The 19,426-nt window shown below is 50.9% G+C and carries 18 protein-coding genes; 8 read left to right on the top strand and 10 right to left on the bottom strand.

Annotated features, from left to right (window positions below):
• The first annotated feature begins 99 nt into the window (after positions 1-99).
• Positions 100-807, top strand: coding sequence for a pseudouridine synthase (locus BMZ51_RS02590; protein WP_068006284.1), 708 nt, complete (start codon positions 100-102; stop codon positions 805-807).
• 1 nt (position 808) lies between these two features.
• Here the strand turns inward: BMZ51_RS02590 and BMZ51_RS02585 are convergent, their stop codons facing one another.
• The 5 genes from BMZ51_RS02585 to BMZ51_RS02565 all read right to left on the bottom strand — a co-directional run bounded on the left by BMZ51_RS02585 (position 809) and on the right by BMZ51_RS02565 (position 5,533).
• Positions 809-1,876 carry an alpha/beta fold hydrolase gene (locus BMZ51_RS02585; RefSeq protein WP_068006286.1) on the bottom strand — a complete coding sequence of 356 codons (1,068 nt, stop codon included), beginning with the start codon at positions 1,874-1,876 and terminating at the stop codon, positions 809-811.
• Between the two features lie 8 nt (positions 1,877-1,884).
• Entirely contained in the window at positions 1,885-2,826 is a 942-nt protein-coding gene (locus BMZ51_RS02580) for an AraC family transcriptional regulator (RefSeq protein WP_068006287.1), read from the bottom strand.
• A 109-nt stretch (positions 2,827-2,935) separates the two neighbouring features.
• On the bottom strand, positions 2,936-4,000 hold the full coding sequence (locus tag BMZ51_RS02575; RefSeq protein WP_068006289.1) for an NAD(P)H-dependent flavin oxidoreductase: 1,065 nt from the start codon (positions 3,998-4,000) through the stop codon (positions 2,936-2,938).
• 94 nt (positions 4,001-4,094) lie between these two features.
• On the bottom strand, positions 4,095-4,667 hold the full coding sequence (lepB, locus tag BMZ51_RS02570) for a signal peptidase I (protein ID WP_275078209.1): 573 nt from the start codon (positions 4,665-4,667) through the stop codon (positions 4,095-4,097).
• 464 nt (positions 4,668-5,131) lie between these two features.
• A complete protein-coding gene (locus BMZ51_RS02565) occupies positions 5,132-5,533 on the bottom strand; it encodes a hypothetical protein (RefSeq protein ID WP_068006292.1) in 402 nt (133 codons plus the stop codon).
• 354 nt (positions 5,534-5,887) lie between these two features.
• Between BMZ51_RS02565 and BMZ51_RS02560 the strand changes: the two genes are divergently transcribed.
• The gene (locus BMZ51_RS02560) at positions 5,888-6,934 is read left to right on the top strand and encodes a helix-turn-helix domain-containing protein (protein ID WP_074881805.1); all 1,047 of its coding nucleotides are present in this window, start codon (positions 5,888-5,890) and stop codon (positions 6,932-6,934) included.
• Positions 6,935-6,943: 9 nt separating this feature from the next.
• Here the strand turns inward: BMZ51_RS02560 and BMZ51_RS02555 are convergent, their stop codons facing one another.
• Positions 6,944-7,525, bottom strand: a complete 582-nt coding sequence (locus tag BMZ51_RS02555; RefSeq protein WP_139201328.1) for a hypothetical protein — start codon at positions 7,523-7,525, stop codon at positions 6,944-6,946.
• A gap of 306 nt (positions 7,526-7,831) precedes the next feature.
• Between BMZ51_RS02555 and BMZ51_RS02550 the strand changes: the two genes are divergently transcribed.
• Positions 7,832-8,518: a potassium channel family protein gene (locus BMZ51_RS02550; RefSeq protein WP_208979226.1), complete on the top strand. Its 687-nt coding sequence runs from the start codon at positions 7,832-7,834 to the stop codon at positions 8,516-8,518.
• A 227-nt stretch (positions 8,519-8,745) separates the two neighbouring features.
• Here BMZ51_RS02550 and BMZ51_RS02545 read toward each other — a convergent pair whose 3' ends face one another.
• A complete protein-coding gene (locus BMZ51_RS02545) occupies positions 8,746-10,566 on the bottom strand; it encodes an ABC-F family ATP-binding cassette domain-containing protein (RefSeq protein ID WP_074881727.1) in 1,821 nt (606 codons plus the stop codon).
• Positions 10,567-10,949: 383 nt separating this feature from the next.
• Between BMZ51_RS02545 and BMZ51_RS02540 the strand changes: the two genes are divergently transcribed.
• From BMZ51_RS02540 to BMZ51_RS02525, 4 genes are all read left to right on the top strand, one after another.
• Positions 10,950-12,536: a peptide ABC transporter substrate-binding protein gene (locus tag BMZ51_RS02540; protein ID WP_068006298.1), complete on the top strand. Its 1,587-nt coding sequence runs from the start codon at positions 10,950-10,952 to the stop codon at positions 12,534-12,536.
• Between the two features lie 106 nt (positions 12,537-12,642).
• A complete protein-coding gene (gene oppB / locus BMZ51_RS02535; protein ID WP_068006300.1) occupies positions 12,643-13,566 on the top strand; it encodes an oligopeptide ABC transporter permease OppB in 924 nt (307 codons plus the stop codon).
• A gap of 12 nt (positions 13,567-13,578) precedes the next feature.
• Entirely contained in the window at positions 13,579-14,706 is a 1,128-nt protein-coding gene (locus BMZ51_RS02530; RefSeq protein ID WP_068006302.1) for an ABC transporter permease subunit, read from the top strand.
• 9 nt (positions 14,707-14,715) lie between these two features.
• On the top strand, positions 14,716-16,326 hold the full coding sequence (locus tag BMZ51_RS02525) for an ABC transporter ATP-binding protein (protein ID WP_068006303.1): 1,611 nt from the start codon (positions 14,716-14,718) through the stop codon (positions 16,324-16,326).
• Positions 16,327-16,428: 102 nt separating this feature from the next.
• On the opposite strand, the gene BMZ51_RS02520 is transcribed toward BMZ51_RS02525, so the two are convergent.
• A complete protein-coding gene (locus BMZ51_RS02520; RefSeq protein ID WP_068006305.1) occupies positions 16,429-17,058 on the bottom strand; it encodes a LysE family translocator in 630 nt (209 codons plus the stop codon).
• Positions 17,059-17,101: 43 nt separating this feature from the next.
• Positions 17,102-18,169, bottom strand: coding sequence for a dipeptidase (locus BMZ51_RS02515; protein WP_068006307.1), 1,068 nt, complete (start codon positions 18,167-18,169; stop codon positions 17,102-17,104).
• A 200-nt stretch (positions 18,170-18,369) separates the two neighbouring features.
• Between BMZ51_RS02515 and BMZ51_RS02510 the strand changes: the two genes are divergently transcribed.
• Entirely contained in the window at positions 18,370-18,684 is a 315-nt protein-coding gene (locus tag BMZ51_RS02510; RefSeq protein ID WP_068006308.1) for a cupin domain-containing protein, read from the top strand.
• A gap of 62 nt (positions 18,685-18,746) precedes the next feature.
• Here BMZ51_RS02510 and trhA read toward each other — a convergent pair whose 3' ends face one another.
• Positions 18,747-19,391, bottom strand: coding sequence for a PAQR family membrane homeostasis protein TrhA (trhA, locus tag BMZ51_RS02505; protein WP_068006310.1), 645 nt, complete (start codon positions 19,389-19,391; stop codon positions 18,747-18,749).
• Positions 19,392-19,426 lie beyond the last annotated feature (35 nt).

Raw genomic sequence — 19,426 nt, 5'->3', positions numbered from 1 at the left:
CGGTTTTTGGATGAGCGTACGCGGCAAACACGTACGCCCGAAAAGTGGGCACCGGTTTTCGGGTAAGCGTACGCGGCAACAGAACCGAAGGTTCGAATAATGAGACTTGTGAAACTATTGGCAAATCTGGGATACGGCAGCCGCAAGGAAATGCAGGCGGCCATCCGCAATGGTTGGGTCACCGACAAGGACGGAAACCCGATAAAAGCCGATAGCAAGCTGGCTCATGAAGACATCCTGTTCGATGACGAGCCGTTGGACCCGCCAGAAGGCTCCGTTATCCTGCTCAACAAGCCTCTTGGCTACACGTGCTCCATGAAGGACCGGGGACGGCTGGTCTTTGACTTACTGCCAGCCCGCTACCGCGTCCGCAAGCCAGCACTCTCCTTTGTGGGCAGATTGGACAAGGACACAACCGGCTTGCTGTTGTTCACCGATGATGGAAAGCTCCTGCACCAGATCATCTCGCCCAAAGCAGATGTGGCAAAAGTCTACGAGGTCGAACTCGACCGCCCAATGACAGGCGGGGAAGCCGACCAGTTCGCTTCCGGTGAAATGATGCTGGAAAACGATACCAGCCCGCTTAAACCGGCGGAATTGGAAGTCTTGTCTGAGACCACAGCCCGCCTCACGCTGCATGAGGGCCGTTATCATCAGGTCCGGCGCATGTTTGCAGCAACCGGCAATCATGTAACCAAACTCCACCGCGCCCAGCTTGGCGGCCTCACATTGGATGGTGTTGAGGAAGGCCAATGGAAGCTGCTGGGTACCGCCGATATTGATAGGATCTTTGGCGATAGCGCCTAATTTACTTGTCGTTCAAAAAGTGATCTAACTGCGCAGCCAGTTGTTCAGGGTGGGTGTACTGCGGAAAATGAGCAGCATCCTTGATCTCAATGAGCGTACTACCGGGGATATTGGCAACATACTCCTCGGCAATCTCTTTGGGCTGAAAGTCACGCCCCCCATGCACCACCAGTGTTGGGGCAGTGATCTTGCCCATCAATCCGCGCCAGTCATGCCGCCGTCCCATGCTGAAGAACACGCCCCGTACCTGCCAGTTCCCGGTCGCATCCAACGGTGGGCTGGGCACGCCCTGCGGGATCTTGCCAATTGCCTTTTCATAAAACGGCAGGAACCTGGCATCCAGCACTTGCAGCTCAGCTTCGCTTTTTGAAAACACATTGCCAAAATCCATGTACTGCGCCAGCCAAGCTTTAAAGGCATCTTGATCCTCAGCAGGCAGTCGCTTTTCTATGGCGCCATACAAGCCCTCACGACTATTGGGAAACTCCAGTAAATCTGCAGGGTTGAGCAGCACCAGCTTGTCGACACCTTGCGGAAATTCTGCAGCATACAACGCGGCCATGAAGGCGCCAAAGGAATGCCCCACAACGATGATGCGGTCCTGACCCAGCAATTTACGAATGCGTTCCATATCCGCCAGCTGCTGGGCAAGGCCAAGCGTGCCCTCCAGCTTTTGTACGTTACCCCACGTCCCGTCCTTGGCATTAAAACGATCAAACGGACGTGTCGAGCCACCTGTGCCGCGTTGGTCATAGTAATAGGTCTTGTAGTTCTCCCCCAAGGCATCCAGCGCAGCAGCGGAGATATCTGGCGGAGTGCCCGGTCCGCCGTGAACATAAAGGATCGGCTTACCTTCCCCCCGCGCAAAGTAGGTGAGGGACATGTTCGGCTCTACCCAAAAGCGTTCCCCGTCCATGCTAACAGGGTCTTGCTCAGCCAGTTTGGCTGCCTGTCCGTGTTTATAAAGCGGTTGTTGCATCATCCACCAAAAGGCTGCACCACCGGCAACAAGGCACAACATGACGCTGCCTAAAATCCAATAGGCCATTTTCTTAGCTCGCAATGTCATAGGTTAACTCACAAAGGTCGAACAGGAATGCAGATGTAAACATCTTGCTTCTCAGGGCCTGAAGACATGGAAGGGTACATCTGGAAGCATGGTCGGTTCTCAGGTTCATAGCCGCTGGTCGGCAACCACTCACCAAACATGACCTCCCAGGCACCCTGGGATTGCTCATGGGAAATGTTGAAGTGCCCACATGCATAAGCCCCGCCAGCAACGCTCATCTTGCCCACTTCTCCAGAAACATCCACATCACGCTCCAAAGTCACGCAGGAGCTAAAGCGCATCAGCTCACTGTCTGTCACCTCTGGGTCATCATGAAACATGCAAAGCGTTTCTGCCGTACCAATCAACCCGCGCGGACCGGCCCAGCTCATCAGCTTGCCCCAAGTGTCCGCGATGATTTCAGGGTTCTTTTGAAAGTCCCCCATGGCGCGCACATAAGCAACGCGTCTTGGTTCCAAAGTTTTGACGGTTATTCCTAGGCTATCCATCGCTTGGCCTCTATCCTCAACGAACGTTTGTGTCTGTTGGTCAAGGTAAAGATCGCTCTCAGCTGCGGCTTTGCCGATCTTGCTTTGTATTTGGCTGATCTTGCTATTTTGCAACGCATCCTTACGCCACGCACTGGCGCTCTTGCCAAAATTTGCGTGAAAAGCCCGCGCAAACGAGGAGGAGGAGGCAAAGCCCATGTCCAGTGCCACTTCAGTAATGGAGATGCCCGGATTTTGCCTCAACCGGAGTGCTGATTTTTCCAGCCTGATCCGGTTGGTGAACTGGTTGACGGTCTCTCCCGTCATAGCTTTGAAAATGCGGTGAAAGTGAAAATCAGAGAACCGCGCCGCCTCCGCAATCTGTGCAAGCGAAAGATCACGCTGAATGTTCTGCTCAATAAAATCGATCGCGCGGTTAATACGCTGAACATAGATTTTTTGCTGCTGACTGAGAGAAGGCATGAAAAACACCGGTTGCTGCAAAATGGTTTCGGGCGAAACAAGGATCACCAATCAGATGAACCTATCAAATGTGATCCATCATGCAAGCGCAAGCAATTGGGTAGTGCTCTCATTCAGCTGCGAGTTCGCGTTCCAATGTCTCCATCAATTTTTGTGCAGGCATAGCACGCGCAAGCGGGGCGCCTTGTCCGGCCCAATAGGCCCCAAACCCATCTTCGCCCTGTGAGGCAGCCACCAGATTAAGTGCTTTGGCAGCGTCATAAGGCTTGGGGTAATCAGGTACATCAGCATCGGCAATGTCTGTGCCCCAGCGGGTAATGTTGTTTGTCAAACAGCGGGCAGGACGGCCAGAGACAACACGTGTCATGACAGTGCTGTTCTCACCCGCGCGTGCCAGAAATGCGCGGTAATTTTGGTTGGCATTGCTTTCATCACACCCAACAAATGCCGTGCCCAATTGCGCGGCACTTGCCCCAAGCGCTAACGCAGCGCGTATGCCAGCACCGTCCATAATGCCGCCAGCTGCGACCACCGGCAAAGACAGGGTCTGCGCAAAAAGCCGGGTTAAGGCAAACACGCCGCAGCACGTGTCCGGCTCGTTTTCATCAAAACAGCCCCGGTGCCCTCCGGCCTCCCAGCCCTGCGCGATCACCACATCAATGCCTGCGGCCTCAATCTGGCGGGCATCATCAACGTTCGTTGCACTGGCCATCAAAATGATGCCAAGGTTCTTGAATGCCTTGATCTTATGCGGCTCTGGCAATCCAAAGTGGAAGCTAATGACGCGAGGAGCCTCCTCAAGAAGCATCTCAAACATCTCTTCATTGGCACGAAAGGACGTATAGATCTCACGAATCTGTTGCGGGGGAGGCGCGTTAAATCGGTTAAATTCCGGCGCGAGCCTATCAACCCATGCCTTTTCTTTCTCCGTGTTACCGACAGCTGGCCGATGGCAAAAGACATTGGTGTTAAATGAGTGTGGTGTAAGCTCTTTTGTTTTGCAGATCATCTGGCGCGCAACCTCAACTGAGGAGGAGCCAAGCCCAAGTGACCCAAGCCCACCAGCATTGGAAACGGCCGCAGCCAGCTGTGGTGTGGCAGTCCCGGCCATGGGTGCCTGAATGATTGGGAGGCGAATTCCAAGGCGATCCAGAAGGTTATGGTCACGTGTCATCGCAAATCCCTTTCAAAGCAGCTGCACACATCCAAGCCCGCACATTCAGCGCCAGAATGATCAGGCGACGTACAAAAAGCACACCGCTAAGAGTTTAATCCAGCTTCATGCCAATGCGTTCCAGATCATCAGACCAAAAAATGAACAGCGGCTTAGCATAGATATTTTTTGCCGGAATATAGCCAATCTCTGCAAGTACACGGCTGTCTAGGGAATTGTCCCGGTTATCGCCCATGACAAAGTAATGCCCCTCAGGCACCCTATATTCGTTTGTGTTATCCAAAATGCTGCGAGATGTTAGGTCCAATGTTAGATATCGGCGGCCATTTGGCAACTTTTCTTCATATTGATCAATTGCGCTTTTGTTCCCGCGGCTACCGCTGTTTATATAAGGCTCAGGCAATCTCGTTCTTTTAACGGCGGAGCCATTCAGGAAAAGAACCCCGTCCTTCATCTGAATAGTATCTCCAGGTAGCCCGATGATGCGCTTTACGTAATCGATAGTTTCATTGCGAGGCAGCTTAAACACCGCGATATCGCCTCGCTTTGCCTCAATGCAATCAAAGCCGCAGGCATTTACAAAAAAGTAGTCCCCTGAAATGAGGCTTGGTGACATGCTACCGCTTGGGGCATAAAAGCTTCTAACATTCTTACTCGGTCCCAACACAACATCATAACTGATAGATCCAAGCGTAGTGGCTATCGCGACAATAAGGTAAACCCACCACCTGTTGTACGCTCTAAGCGTGTAGGGAGAGCTAGTGACAGCAATCCGAATGCAATCCACTATGAAAAACAGTGCCACGATTAAAAATATTGCAAACAGCAAAGGTAGCGTTATGCGAGCATCTAGGTATGAGGGTACGACCAAGATATTGAGCGCGGAGAGACCAAGTATAGTGACACCAAGCTGCACAAAAAAACGCTTTGGGCGTCCAACATAAAGGTATCCACTACCTCCAAAAAACTGTAGCAACAACGCCACCCACCATAGGCGTTTTTTAGTTCTCTGTCCTGGTTCACTCAACTCAGTCCTGCCTATCTTTCAAATCATGGAAGTACAATAAATTCCATCATAGGTGGTGCGCTGCTGGTAATGCAATCTTATTTACAACCCCGCATTAAACTGCTTCATTTGATCTGTCGCTTGATCCACGCAAGGCGCTCTTTGAACTTTTCTTCATAGCGCTGCGTCGAGAGGAGGTTGCCGAGTACAGGCTGGTTGGGCGCGCGAGCGCAGACGATATACAGCTCTGTATCAACAGCTGCAAACCATAGGATCGGCACCCATAACACCCAACAAAAGACTTCCACAACGACGTACCCCTCCGTGTGCAGGCGCAGCCAGGCAACAGACCAATAGATCGCTAAACCATACACCAGCGTGAGCCCGCTCATCAGCAGACCAGCGCCAAGCCCGCAATACAAGCCTTTGCGGGCCCATTGGATCAAAGCAAGGTACACGCCCCACAACCCGAAAAATGTGAGAATTCGAAAGAAGAAAAGCCGCCTGAACAACCAGCGGAAGATCATAGGGTTTCCTCTTAAGGTGATGTCCGAGAACGGACCTGATCAGTGGCATAAGGCACGACTTAAACAAACGTCTGGCGTAGCGCGATTGGCATTGGGGAGCGAAAAACCGCGAAAGCTCCAGTTTTAATGCCAAGGGTCCAATGCTAAAACCGCGAGTTTAATCTGAATATAACGCAGCACTTCGTGACGGCAGCCAGCCCGTACAAACCAGCCTCACACATTGTAATGAGCTGAAAGAAGTTTCATCACATATTATCTAGGTGGTTAAGAGCAGTTGTCCTGCATTGAGGTTGACCTTGAGCGCTGCTGTTCTTAGCGTTGGTGTTTGGATAAGTGCAGATTCAGGGGCAAGCCTTGCCAAACCTTCCATTGCCATTTTTTACAGCAATTTTGCTTAGTATCGTTTTGCTGCGTTTATGCATTGGGCGGCGTCCAAGGGTCCCCTTGCTGCTCGGTCTTACTCTTGGCCTGTATGCGCTTCAATCGGTGCTGCTTGGCTTGCGCTGGGGCGGCTTTCCTCTGCCTGTTGTTAACCTGGGTATGCTCGCCATTTGCATTCCCCCGCTCACTTGGCTTGCCTTAAAGCAACTTACCACGACACTCAGCCCGCGCTTACTGGGGGGGGCGTTTCTGGCAATACTGGCGGCGCTCAGCAGTCTTTATGTCATAACGCTGTTTCGCCTGTTCTTTTGGGGCGATATCATCGCTATCGCAATTTATATCGGGTTCGGAGCCCTGCTGATTGTGACGGCGCGCACATCAAAGCTCCAATGGGCACAAACGCTACCGTTCCACTGGGTGGTGCCATGTCGGCAGGCGCATCTTATTGCTGGTGCGGCCCTTGTTGTCTCTGGGCTGGTTGATCTGCTGGTGACCGTTGACTTTGCCTACTATAACGGGCAGCACGCTGGACAAATTGTTGGTATCGCAAACCTATGTTTTCTCATTGCGGTCCTTGCCCTCTACATCTTTTATAGCAACATCTTTCCTCAAAAAGAGGTGGTGGTGGCCACTGCAAGCCCCGCTCGTCCTTCTCGTGAAGCTAAGGAGATGGAGGCAATTGTAACCGCGCTTGATCACTTGATGGAGGACGAAGCTGCATATTGTGACGAAAACCTGACAGTTGCGCTGCTGGCCAAGCGGACTGGTGTTTCCGCTCGGCAGTTATCAGAGGCAGTTAACAGCGCCCGTGCTATGAACGTGCCACAATACGTCAACTGCTTCCGTATCAAAGAAGCATGTCAGCGCCTTAGCAGCACGTCTGAACCAGTCACCCAAATTATGTTTGATGTGGGCTTTACCACAAAATCGAACTTTAACAGGGAGTTCGTGCGTATTACCGGGATGAGCCCCAGTGCATGGCGCCAGCAAACCCGTGCGAAAAAAGGGGCAGTCTCCTAACCCCTCCCGCTATTGTGCGTATTTTATTCTGGATACCAATTTGTCGACGTTAAGAGTGATATCCTTGTTTAAGATGGGGGCAAGAAACTGCAGATTGATGAGAGCCGCATCACCAAACAAATAGAACTTCTCAGTTTCGCCTGTAAATGAGAGCAGGGCATGATCTGAAGTAACGCTAATAGCTTTAAAAGCGCCACGAATATCTGCGGCCATATCTGACAGTTCAATTGTGAGACTTAAGTCAGGGGGCAATTGCAGGCTTGCTGTTGGTGTGCACCCCCACCATACCCCCCAAAAGCGCTTATCGTGCTTTTTGAAGGTAACTGTCACCGTATCGCCGTCACGCTCAATATCGGCAGATAACGCACAGCCACGCTTATCATTTGTTTTTAGTGCAACCGTTTCGTTGTCGCGCTGTCTTTTTGCAGTACGCACGTCAAACGCAACACTGTCACCGACCACCGAAATATTCTTGATGTGCTTGGAGTCAAGGCGCTGGGTTTCGGCTGCGCTTTCGCTCATGTTGTTGATTAAGACGATGGCAACGACGATGATAGAACAGACGATGAAAATCTCTCTTTTATGGGTCAAGGTTATGCCTCCTGCGTTGAAAACCTGACACATTTTGAGCAGGGCTTAGGGACGCCGCGACCTCGATCCTGAAACAGGACCTCCTTTTATAAGCAAACGCATTTCAGGTCGGACGATAAACGCGCTCCCCTATCTGACCGACTTGGCAAGCTGACTGTATCACCCATTAAGCAGAGCGTTTCATCCTGGTTTATCCCTCATGAACCTCTTAGATTTCATGGAGACGGTCTCTGCTGGATTTTCCATTCCTTAGCCTTCCTTTGCGATATTCAAACAGCCGTGGGAAAGGAACAGCCGGAGAGCCCCTTGCATTCGAAGCCGTTGGAAGATCTTTTCGCTTACCGGGTTGAAGTGTTTCTCTTCAGCCAGCTGCTTTTGCTGTTTGGCTCGTTGATCCTGCCCGGTCAGACGCTCGAAACGCATATCTTCAGCTTGTTTTATAGTTTTAACATCGCCACCGGGATGCTCGTCACATTAAAGAAGAGAGCATACTTCAGGGTGGTGGCTGTTTTGCTGGTGTGTTCGCTCGTGCTTTTCATGCTGGACTTCCCGGTGTTGCACAATGTGGACCGTCTGGTGCCCCAGCTTACAATCTACTTTATATTCCACAGTGTGGTTGCCATTGTTCTCATTGAGCAGATGTTGGCGGCCAAGGTTGAGAACTATCGCATCGTTCTGGGGGTGCTCAGCGGTTACATTTCTATCGGAATGGTCGGCTTTTTCCTCTTTATACTTATAGAGCACACGCAGCCAGGATCGTTCAGAGGCCTGCCCATTGAAAATGTCGCGACACACTCCCAAGAAGAAGCGCTCATGTATGCTGCCTTCATTACACTGATGACGATCGGGTACGGAGACATTGTCCCCATAACACCGATCGCACGTAAAGCGGCGATCATCGTCGGTCTGGCAGGACAGTTCTACATGGTTGTGCTCACTGCCATTGTGGTTGGTAAGTTTTTGCAGCTGAAACAGCGGCACGGAAAAGACTAGGCTACAGGCCTAAGTCAGCAGCACACGAATTGAACATAACCGTTTTGGATAGGCAAGAAGCAGTGCGGCGCAAGCCTTGCAGAATCCTAAATCAGAATTCGCCAAAAAACGTAAGGATTTCGCCTTCCTTTCAAATCCGCGCACATATCAACGCAAACAGGTAGATGCAAAAAAGGCCCTCCTTATGGAAAGAGGGCCTTTAACGAATTTGTTTTATTTAGAAGAGGTTAGCCCTCATCTGCCAGCATTTCCAGTTCCAGCCATTCTTCCTCTAATGCAGAAAGTTCCTCCTGATAGCTGCCAATCGCGTTTGTCACCTTGTTGAACTTATCAGGGTTGGCACTAAACAGTTTTGGATCCTCTAACTCCTTTTGAGATTTAGAGATTTTAGCTTCAAGTTTCTCCATCTCAGCAGGAATGCTCTTCAAGCGATGGGCTTGTGTAAAGTTCAAGCCAGAATTCTTATTTTCCTGCTTCGGCGCAGCCTTGGAAGGTTTATCCCCCTTTGAAGGCTCAGAAGATTTACTCGCCTTAGCAGACTTACGCGCCTGAACACCTTCCCCGCGCTGGCGCACCATATCGCTATAGCCGCCGGCATACTCGCCCCATTTGCCCGCGTCATCTTCCATAGTGATCACGCTTGTGCAGATCCGATCAAGGAAGTCACGGTCATGGCTCACCAGCAAAACAGTGCCGGGATAGTCGGCGATCAACTCCTGAAGAAGATCTAGTGTTTCAAGGTCAAGGTCATTGGTCGGTTCATCGAGTACCATCAGATTAGAAGGGGAAGCGAGGGCACGGGCCAGCAGCAACCGGCCCCGTTCGCCGCCTGAAAGAACACGCACAGGGGTGCGCGCTTGCTCCGGTTTAAACAGGAAGTCCTTGAGATAGCTCATCACATGCTTGGAGGTGTCCCCCAAAATGACCATGTCCCCACTGCCTCCCGTCATGGCGTTGACGAGGGTGTCGTTGGGGTCCAGCTTCTCGCGCTTTTGGTCCAGTGTGATCATCTGGATGTTCGCACCAAGGCGTACCGCGCCAGAATCTGGTGCCAGTTCGCCCGTCAGCATTTTGAGCAGGGTCGTCTTGCCAGCCCCATTGGGTCCCACAAAGCCAATTCGGTCGCCGCGCTGAATTCGTGTAGAAAAGTCCTTGACGATCACGCGGTTATCATAGGTCTTGCCGATGTTTTTGGCTTCAGAGACGAGCTTTCCAGAGATATCCCCCTCAGTTGCCGCCATCTTTACGGTGCCTTGCGGCCCTTTATGCTCGCGGCGTTTCTGACGCAAGTCGGCTAATTCCCGCACACGGCGCATATTCCGCTTACGACGCGCAGTCACGCCATAAACCATCCAATGCTCTTCCTGACGGATCTTCTCGTTCAACCGAGACTGCTCTTTTTCCTCTTCCTCAAAGATCTTATCGCGCCACTCTTCAAACTGCGCAAATCCTTGACCCATCCGCCGCGAAATGCCTCTGTCAATCCAGTAGGTTACACGAGATAGGTTCTCCAAAAAGCGTCTGTCGTGCGATATAAGAACAATGGCAGACTTCATCTGCTTCAGCTCAGACTCAAGCCACTCAATCACCGGAAGGTCCAAATGGTTGGTTGGTTCGTCCAGCAAGAGAATATCCGGCTCCGGCGCCAGCGCCCGGGCAATAGCGGCGCGCTTCGCTTCACCACCTGACAAGGTTTCTGGATCTTCCTCGCCAGTTAAGCCTAAGATTTCCAATAGGTATTTGGCCCGATATTGGTCATCGCCCGGCGCTAGTCCACCTTCTGCATAGGCAAGCACTGTGGGATATCCAGAAAGGTCAGGCTCCTGCGGCAGGTAGCGAATTGTACGCCCTGGTTGTAGAAAATAATCGCCCTTATCCGGCTCTGCTAATCCAGCAGCTATTTTTAGCAGGGTGGACTTGCCCGATCCATTTCGACCGACTAAGCAGATCCGCTCGCCTTCCCCGACTTGCAGCTCTGCGCCAGTCAGAAGAGGTGTCGTTCCAAAGTTAAGGTGTATGTCTCGCACATGAAGAAGCGGTGGTGCCATTAAGCTTGTCTTTCAAGATTCCCAAAACAGCGCATTTCAACGCTCGGAGTGAAATTGTTGGTAGTGCTCTACCACAAATGAGCAAGCGTTAAAGTTTTTTGCCACACCTGTGAAAAAATGGGTGTCACAAGCGCCGAGCGGCATTGTGACGCGATTGCAAAAGATTCAGCAACTTATTTTGAAATATTATTTTGAATTTTAGGTAAATAGTGAAATATTAATACGAAATACGTTTTCAAATCAAATATCACATCAAAATGTGTGCTAATTATGGGAAAATTTGGTTCGCCAACACTTGCTATAATTACGCAACAGTGAAATGTTGCTGCCAACTGCCAGTCTCCAAAACTGGCGGAATGTAATTTGAGGAGAGGGAGATCTGTATGATCAAGTCAATTCGTATGTCAGCGTTAGCTGCTGCTCTTGTAGCTGCGACATCACTATCTGCTACGGCCGAAACCGTTTATAATCGTGGTAACTCCGCTGACCCGGAAACTCTTGACCAGCATAAAACATCTACAACCTATGAAGCTCACATCCTGCGTGACCTTTACGAAGGTCTTGTTGCCTATAACGCTAAGGGAGAAATTATCCCTGGTGCGGCAGAAAGCTGGACTGTTTCTGACGATGGCCTGACATACATCTTCAAAATGCGTGACAACGCAAAGTGGTCAAATGGCGATCCAGTTGTTGCTGGTGACTTTGTTTACTCCATGCGCCGCATCATGAACCCGATGACTGGTGGCAAGTACGCAAACGTTCTTTACCCAATCCTCAACTCCGAAGCCGTCAATAAAGGTGAGATGGAAGGCGACAAGCTTGCTGTTAAAGCGCTTGACGACCTCACTCTTGAAATCAAATTGCACGCGCCGACGCCTTACTTCATCCAGTTGCTGGCGCACCAGTCAGCCTTGCCAGTGCACCCTGCTTCAGTTGAGAAGTTCGGCTCTGATTTCGTCAAGCCAGAAAACTTCGTGAGCAACGGTGCATTCATGCTTTCCAGCTTCGTTCCTAATGATGCTGTAACCGCAGTGAAAAACCCGTTCTTCCACGATGCGGCAAACGTTGGACCCGACAAAGTTAAGTACTACCCAACTGAAGACCGTGGCGCAGCACTTCGCCGCTTCCAGGCTGGCGAACTTGACACAAACAACGATGCTCCACTTGAGCAGATCGAGTTTATTCGCGAAAAGATGGGTTCCCAGTTCAAAGTTGCTCCTTACCTGGGTAACTACTACTACGCTTTGAACCACGAATCTGAAGCAATGAAAGACCCTGAAGTACGTCAGGCGCTTTCCATGGCAATCGATCGTGAGTTCTTGGCTGAAGACATTTGGGGCGGCACAATGGTTGCTGCTTACTCTTTGGTTCCTCCTGGAATTGGAAACTACGGCGAACCTGCTTACGCCGAGTGGGCAGACATGGATCTGTTGGATCGCGAAGAAGTAGCCAAGAAAATTCTTGAATCCAAAGGCTACAGCGCGAGCAACCCGCTTAAAGTGGAAATCCGCTACAACACCTCTGAAAACCACAAGAACACAGCAGTTGCGATTGCTGACATGTGGAAGCCTCTTGGTGTTGAAGTCTCCATGCTGAACACCGACACCAAAACTCACTACGCACACCTGCGTGACCGTGGTGACTTCGACGTGGCGCGTGCTGGCTGGATTGGTGACTACTCTGATCCGCAGAACTTCCTGTTCATGACAGAAAGTGACAACGTTGGCTTCAACTACGCTCGCTACGACAACCCTGAGTATGATGCGCTCATGGATGAAGCAGCAATAACGGTTGATCTGGATAAACGTGCGCAGACCCTGAAGAAAGCTGAAGCGATCTTTATGCGCGATCTGCCGTTCCTGCCTTTGATGTACTACGGTTCCAAGAACCTTGTTTCTGATAAGGTTTCTGGCTTCGAAACCAACCTTCTGGATGTACATCCGAGCCGTTTCGTCAAGATTACCAAATAATCTTTAACCCTACTGAAAATGCCAGTCATGCAAACTGTGGCATGGCTGGCATTTTTGTGAACTTTTCGGCAAATAAAAACGAAAAACAACTGGAGAAGCAAGGCCCATGTTACGCTATGTCCTGAGCAGATTGCTCAGCGCGATACCGACCTTGTTCTTGATTATTACCATCTCCTTCTTCCTGATGCGCGTAGCGCCGGGTGGTCCATTCGATTTGGAGCGTCCGTTGGAAGCAAAGGTCATGGAGAACCTGAACAAGATATACAATTTGGATAAATCCCTCTGGGAACAGTACCTCATCTATTTGAAGAGCGTAATGTCCGGTGATTTTGGCCCAAGTTTCTTCTTCCGAGATTTCTCGATCAATGAACTGTTCGCCCAAAGTCTTCCAATTTCCATGCAGCTTGGCCTTTCCGCTCTCGCTCTTGCCCTGGCTGTTGGTGGGTTTTTGGGGGTTGTGGCAGCACTGCGCCAGAACAAAAGCGTCGATTACTCCGTAATGGCAGCAGCGACACTTGGTGTGACCATACCTAACTTTGTGGTGGCTCCAATTCTGACCCTGATTATGGGGGTTCACTTCGGGTGGCTACCTGTTGGTGGTTGGAATGGTGGCGCTTTCGTCAATATGGTCCTTCCAGTCGTGACGCTGGCTCTGCCTCAGATCGCTGTTGTTGCCCGTTTGACCCGTGGTTCAATGATTGAAGCTCTGCGTTCCAACCATGTGCGCACCGCACGCGCCTATGGCCTGTCAGGTTACACCGTCGTTGTCGTTCATGCATTGCGTGGCGCGATCTTGCCGGTCGTTTCCTATCTCGGCCCTGCGGCTGCAGCGTTGTTGACGGGTTCCGTTGTCATCGAAACGATCTTCGGTATTCCAGGCATTGGCCGCTACTTCGTCCAAGGTGCTTTGAACCGCGACTACACCCTGGTTATGGGTACTGTCGTTGTGGTTGCGTGCTTTGTTATTATTTTCAACCTCATCGTGGATCTGCTGTACGCAATGCTTGATCCTCGTGTGCGTTTTGATTGAGGACTCGAGTTAATGAGTGTTACCTCCGACCAGCTGAAAGAAGCCCCAAAAATGGGCCGCTCGCTGTGGGATGACGCCCGTGATCGTCTTCTCGCAAACAAAGCTGCTGTGACGTCGCTGATCGTGCTGGCTGTTATCACATTGCTGTCCGTTGTTGGACCAATGCTGACCCCGCACCCGTACGATCAGGTCTACCGCGACTACGTCAAAGCGCCTGCTAGCCTGGAGGCTTATCCAAAACAGGATGAGATCCAGCCAACTTTTGCTGCGATCGCTAAGCGCGCGCGCATGAAAGTGGACAGCTACCAGCTAGATGGCGATAAGGTCACTGCGACCATCACATCCAGCCGTAAAGTTGATGAGCGTTACGCACGTTACTTCGACCGCTCTGACCTGTTTGAAAATGCGAGCATCAGCGGCATTTCGGCAGACAAGAAGAATGCGACTGTGACCGCAGACGTGCAGTACATGCACTTTTTCTTCGGTACAGATGCAAATGGTCGTGACATGCTGACCCGCACACTGATTGCTGGCCGCGTCTCTCTAACCATCGGCCTGCTGGCAACATTTGTTGCAATCAGCATTGGCGTGTTCTTCGGGGCGGCATCTGGCTACTTCGGTGGCAAGGTTGATCTGATGATGATGCGCATCGTGGATATTTTGTATTCACTGCCCTTCATCTTCTTCGTGATCATGCTTGTGGTGTTCTTCGGCCGTAACTTCGTCCTGATGTTTATTGCTGTGGGCGCTGTTGAGTGGCTGGATATGGCACGTATCGTTCGTGGCCAGACCCTGTCCATCAAGCGTCAGGAATACGTACAGGCTGCAGAAGCTATGGGTGTTGAAGGTGGTGGTATTTTGAGACGCCACATCATTCCAAACACTCTTGGCCCTGTCGTGATCTACATGACGCTGCTGGTACCAAAAGTTATCCTGCTGGAAAGCTTCCTTTCCTTCCTGGGCCTTGGTGTTCAGGAACCAATGACCTCTTGGGGTGTGTTGATCTCCGAAGGTGCGCGTAACCTGCAAGGTTCGGCTTGGATGCTGGTCTTCCCGGCAATCTTCCTCACCTCAACGCTGTTCGCGCTGAACTTCATCGGCGATGGTCTGCGCGATGCGCTTGACCCTAAAGATCGATAAGAGGACAGAATGAGCAAGATTAACGAAAACACTGTTCTTGAGATCGACAACCTAAAAGTTGATTTCGAAACCAACACTGGAATGGTTCATGCCGTTAAAGGCGTGAACATTCACGTGGACTCTGGCGAAACTGTTGCGATTGTGGGTGAATCTGGTTCTGGTAAATCCCAGACCATGATGGCAGCCATGGGTCTTCTGGCAGGTAACGGCATCACCCATGGTGAAGTGCGTTACCGTGGCGAGAATATCCTTGGGTCGTCAATTCGCAAGCTCAACAAGATCCGTGGCGCTAAAGTGACCATGATCTTCCAGGAGCCAATGACCTCGCTTGATCCGCTGTACACCATTGAGCGTCAGCTGTGTGAACCAATGGTTGAGCACGGTGAGTACACTTGGGCCAGCGCGAAAAAGCGTGCTGTTGAGCTGTTGGAGCTGGTTGGTATTCCTGAGCCAGCTCGCAAGGTGAAGGCATATCCCTACGAGATGTCTGGTGGTCAGCGTCAGCGTGTTATGATCGCGATGGCTCTTGCCAACGATCCTGATGTTCTGATTGCCGATGAGCCAACCACAGCATTGGATGTGACCACACAGGCACAGATCCTTGAGCTGATGGCTGATCTTCAAAGGCGCCTGGGCATGGCTGTGGTGTTTATCACCCATGACCTTGCGATCGTTGAACGCATTTCCGACCGTGTCTACGTGATGAAGTCTGGTGAAGTTGTTGAAGAAGGCCCAACCAAGGAAATTTTTGGTCAGCCGAAACACGACTACACCAAGATGCTTCTGGATGCTGAGCCAACGGGCTTAAAAAGCATGGTTCCAGACAGCAACCCAATCGTTCTGGATGCAGAAAAGGTTCGGGTTGAGTTTGAAACTGAAACAGGCTTTTTGAAACCAAACCACGTTCTGCGTGCGGTCAACGACATTTCTATGGAAGTGCGCGAAGGCCAGACACTTGGCATCGTGGGTGAATCTGGTTCTGGTAAATCCACTCTGGGCCGTGCGGTCCTGCAGCTTCTGCCAAACGCAAGTGGCCGCGTTGTCTATCAGGGCAACGATATCACAGGTGCAAGCAAAAAGAAGATGCGTCCACTCCGCAAAGAGATGCAGCTTATCTTCCAGGATCCGTTTGGGTCTTTGTCACCACGTATGACAGTTGGTCAGATCATCACGGAAGGCCTGTTGGTTCACGAACCGCAGCTCTCTGCAAAAGAACGAGACCAGCGGGCTATTCAGGCGCTTGAAGAAGTGTCCATGGACCCGGCTATGCGCAACCGCTACCCGCATGAGTTCTCAGGTGGTCAGCGTCAGCGTATCGCGATTGCTCGCACGATGATCCTTAACCCTAAGCTTGTTGTGCTGGACGAACCAACCTCTGCGTTGGACCGCACGGTGCAAAAACAGGTGGTTGAGCTTCTGCGCAATCTGCAAAAAGAGCACGGCCTGACATACCTGTTCATCTCACATGATCTGGCAGTGGTGCGCGCCATGTCTGATACCGTGATGGTGATGCAGAAAGGTGAAGTGGTCGAAAAAGGTTTGGCAGAAGAGATCTTCTCCAATCCTAAAGAAGAATACACCAAGGAACTGATCGCAGCAGCTGCTTTGAAGCCTGCTTAAGATCCACTTGGTGGTGATAATAAAAACCCCGGGGCATTGCTCCGGGGTTTTTGCATTTGGAACACAGCAACGCGTGATGCTGACATTCACTTGATGGCCGTGTTAACCGTTTCGAGAGGCAGCAAGACCAAACCCGCTGGCAACAAATAAACCGCCTGTGGTTTTGTAAATACGAGACATGAGAGATTTGGAAAGCTCCAATCCGCGTACCCATGCACCAAGGCATCCATAGATCATCGCAACGAGAAATGCTCCCAAACCAACCAGCACAATCATCATGCTCAACTGCGCCCAACTGTTACCGTCGGCGGACATGAACTGCGGGAAGAGCGCAGTAAAAAACGCAATGGCCTTTGGGTTGCTGATCGCAACTGTAAAGCCTCCAGAAAACAGTTTTCGAGATAGTCTGCCGTGATGACGGTCTTGAGAAGCAAGCGAAACCGGCCGAGCAGCACTGTGCCACATCTGAATGCCGACATAAATAAGATAGGCAGCGCCTGCATATTTAATTGCCGCAAACATAAGTGCGGAGCTTGTTATAATGACCCCCAAACCTGCGGAGGCAGCGCTCGCTTGCAGGACTGATGCCGTGCTGTTTCCAAACGCTGTATAAGCAGAACGGCTCCATCCATAGGTTGCCCCGTGTGTGAATGCGATCAAGGTGCTTGGACCCGGTATGAGAGAGACACCAAGCACTGTTGCGAAAAAGATTACCCAGTAATATATATCCATCAAAACTCACCGCTTAATCCGTGTTTCAGGTGTAAAAACCAGCCTAAATTCCAGCCCGTTCCAAAACGCTGATCCAGTTCTTATGCGCGATCTTGGCAATAAGCTCTTCGCCAAAATCTGCTTTGCGGAAGGCTTCAATCAGCTTCGGTAAGCCAGTAACATCTTTGATGTCATTAGCGACCAGACAGCCGTCATAATCAGACCCAATCGCGACGCCATCTTCGCCCAGTTTGTTGATCAGGTGATCTGCATGCCTCAAGATCACATCAAGCGGCATATCCGGGTCCATCCGCCCGTCTGGGCGCAGGAAAAAGACAGCAAAGTTTATGCCCACAAGGCCCTTGGATTCTGCGATAGCATCCAGTTGCTTGTTTGTCAGGTTCCGCGACACTGGGCAAATACTGTAAACATTGGAATGACTGGCCACGATTGGATTGTCAGTGATCCTTGCCAGATCCCAGAAACCCTTTTCGTTGAGATGAGACACATCCAGTTGAATACGGCGCTGGTTGCATTGGCGCACCAGCTCCTTACCAAGGTCTGTAAGGCCAGGGCCAATGTCAGGGGTCTGCTCGTATTGCATAGGCACGCCATGCCCAAAAATTGTTTCACGACTCCAGACCGGGCCTAAGGAGCGTAAACCTCGATTGTAAAGCAGTTCAAGCGCCTCGAAGTCTTTGTCTATGCACTCAGCGCCCTCTACGTGCAGCATCATCGCCAGCTTATCGTCGGCCATCGCTGACTTGATATCGGATGTGCTGCGGCAGATCCTAACCTCTCCATCAGAGGTGGCCTCAACCTCATATGCGATATCGGCCAGTTTCATCGTGTAGTCAAAAGCTGAGCTTTGCGTGATGGAGACGAAATTCTCTGGACTACTAAAATCACGCTCTTCTCCTTCCTTCGGCTTCTTTAGCTGCGAAGGCGTGAACATGGCGAATAAGCCACCTGCAAAACCACCTTGACGGGCACGTGGCAGATCTATGTGGTCATAGTTCGCAGCCTCAAAGAAACTGCGCTCTTTCGGAGTATTGGACCGGCGCTCCAGCGAGAGCAACGTATCGTTATGACCGTCGAAAACTGGAACTAAGTGTGGGGCAGTGTCTGTCATAAAGTACTCCGGAAAAGGTGGAAGGCACGAGAAGCTGTGAACAGGAAGCGAGAGATATCTGCTCAATCAGGTTCAGGTCCCAGTGCCGATGGCATGAAGCGAGGCCATATTGGCAGAGTGTGAAACAACACTCTTATTTATTAGCCCCATAAAATCAATAGGATCACTTGAAATCAGAGTTTTTTGAAAGAGAGGACTATATGGCAAGTGTGATCAAAGGCGGCGAGTTCGTTGCAAAACAGGCGTGGGGCTCACAGCTGATTGCCAACATGAATGGTATTACCACGCGTGTGCATTGGACAGACCAGCCCTACAAATGGCACACAAATGAAGGCGAGGAAGTGTTTGTTGTATTAGCCGGTTTGGTTGAAATGAAATACCGCCTTGAAGGTGCAGAGCACTGTGTTGTTCTCGGGAGCGGAGACATCTTTTATGCTTCTGCTGGAACAGAACACGTCGCCCATCCTAAGGGAGAAGCACGTGTGCTGGTTGTTGAGACTGAAGGCAGTGTTTGACTAAGTAAGAGCGAGCAAGTCAGGGGCCTGCGCCCGCTGTTCTTGCTCGCTCGCTGTAAGGTTTAGGCTAGCCCGGGCAGGGCAACATCGACCATGATCATCGCAAAGTGACAGGCTGCTGCGGAAAGAACAAATCCGTGCCAGATCGCGTTTTGAAATGGGAGGTTCTTCCAGATATAAAACAGGGTTCCAGTGGTATAAAGAGCGCCCCCAGTTGCCAGAAGCGTAAAGCCTACGAGGGAGAGTTCATTGTAGATAGGAACAATTGCAAAAAAGCTCACCCAGCCCATCGCAAGATAAATTGGCACCGCCAGCCTATCCATCTTGGTGATATGCAAGATCTTAATCGCTGCACCCGAAATGGCGCAAACCCAGATTCCTATAAGCATCAAAATACCTAGCCACCCACCAAGGACCATGAGGCACAATGGGGTGTAGGTGCCGGCTATCAGGAAATAGATTGCCGAGTGATCAAGTCGGCGTAAGATACCGATTTTGTTGTCTTTTTGTAAGATATTATAGGTCGCAGAGCAGATCAGCATGGCAAGGAGTGTGCCAACATAAATATATATGCTGATTTGACGTGCGTAATCATCTGCCGCCCATAAGACCATAATAAATGCAGTTGTTGCAGCTGCCCCAAAGGCAATTCCCAAAACATGGATTATGCCATCAGCTACTTTTTCTGCGTAGGTTTCTACTCTCATGTCCAGACTGCCCCCTTATGCTGTCAGCAACGACT

Source organism: Pseudovibrio axinellae, from assembly GCF_900110875.1.
GTDB classification, from domain to species: domain Bacteria; phylum Pseudomonadota; class Alphaproteobacteria; order Rhizobiales; family Stappiaceae; genus Pseudovibrio; species Pseudovibrio axinellae.
Note: the sequence above shows the minus strand (reverse complement) of the source record. Positions and strands in the feature narration are given on the sequence as shown.

Excerpts from the sequence above, each read along its gene's own strand:
- BMZ51_RS02575 (WP_068006289.1), bottom strand. The coding sequence starts at position 4,000 with ATGACACGTGACCATAACCTTCTGGATCGCCTTGGAATTCGCCTCCCA.
- BMZ51_RS02515 (WP_068006307.1), bottom strand. The coding sequence starts at position 18,169 with ATGACAGACACTGCCCCACACTTAGTTCCAGTTTTCGACGGTCATAAC.
- BMZ51_RS02530 (WP_068006302.1), top strand. The coding sequence starts at position 13,579 with ATGAGTGTTACCTCCGACCAGCTGAAAGAAGCCCCAAAAATGGGCCGC.
- BMZ51_RS02545 (WP_074881727.1), bottom strand. The coding sequence starts at position 10,566 with ATGGCACCACCGCTTCTTCATGTGCGAGACATACACCTTAACTTTGGA.
- BMZ51_RS02525 (WP_068006303.1), top strand. The coding sequence starts at position 14,716 with ATGAGCAAGATTAACGAAAACACTGTTCTTGAGATCGACAACCTAAAA.
- oppB (WP_068006300.1), top strand. The coding sequence starts at position 12,643 with ATGTTACGCTATGTCCTGAGCAGATTGCTCAGCGCGATACCGACCTTG.
- BMZ51_RS02590 (WP_068006284.1), top strand. The coding sequence starts at position 100 with ATGAGACTTGTGAAACTATTGGCAAATCTGGGATACGGCAGCCGCAAG.
- BMZ51_RS02565 (WP_068006292.1), bottom strand. The coding sequence starts at position 5,533 with ATGATCTTCCGCTGGTTGTTCAGGCGGCTTTTCTTCTTTCGAATTCTC.
- BMZ51_RS02520 (WP_068006305.1), bottom strand. The coding sequence starts at position 17,058 with ATGGATATATATTACTGGGTAATCTTTTTCGCAACAGTGCTTGGTGTC.
- BMZ51_RS02510 (WP_068006308.1), top strand. The coding sequence starts at position 18,370 with ATGGCAAGTGTGATCAAAGGCGGCGAGTTCGTTGCAAAACAGGCGTGG.
- trhA (WP_068006310.1), bottom strand. The coding sequence starts at position 19,391 with ATGAGAGTAGAAACCTACGCAGAAAAAGTAGCTGATGGCATAATCCAT.
- BMZ51_RS02540 (WP_068006298.1), top strand. The coding sequence starts at position 10,950 with ATGATCAAGTCAATTCGTATGTCAGCGTTAGCTGCTGCTCTTGTAGCT.
- BMZ51_RS02585 (WP_068006286.1), bottom strand. The coding sequence starts at position 1,876 with ATGACATTGCGAGCTAAGAAAATGGCCTATTGGATTTTAGGCAGCGTC.
- BMZ51_RS02580 (WP_068006287.1), bottom strand. The coding sequence starts at position 2,826 with ATGCCTTCTCTCAGTCAGCAGCAAAAAATCTATGTTCAGCGTATTAAC.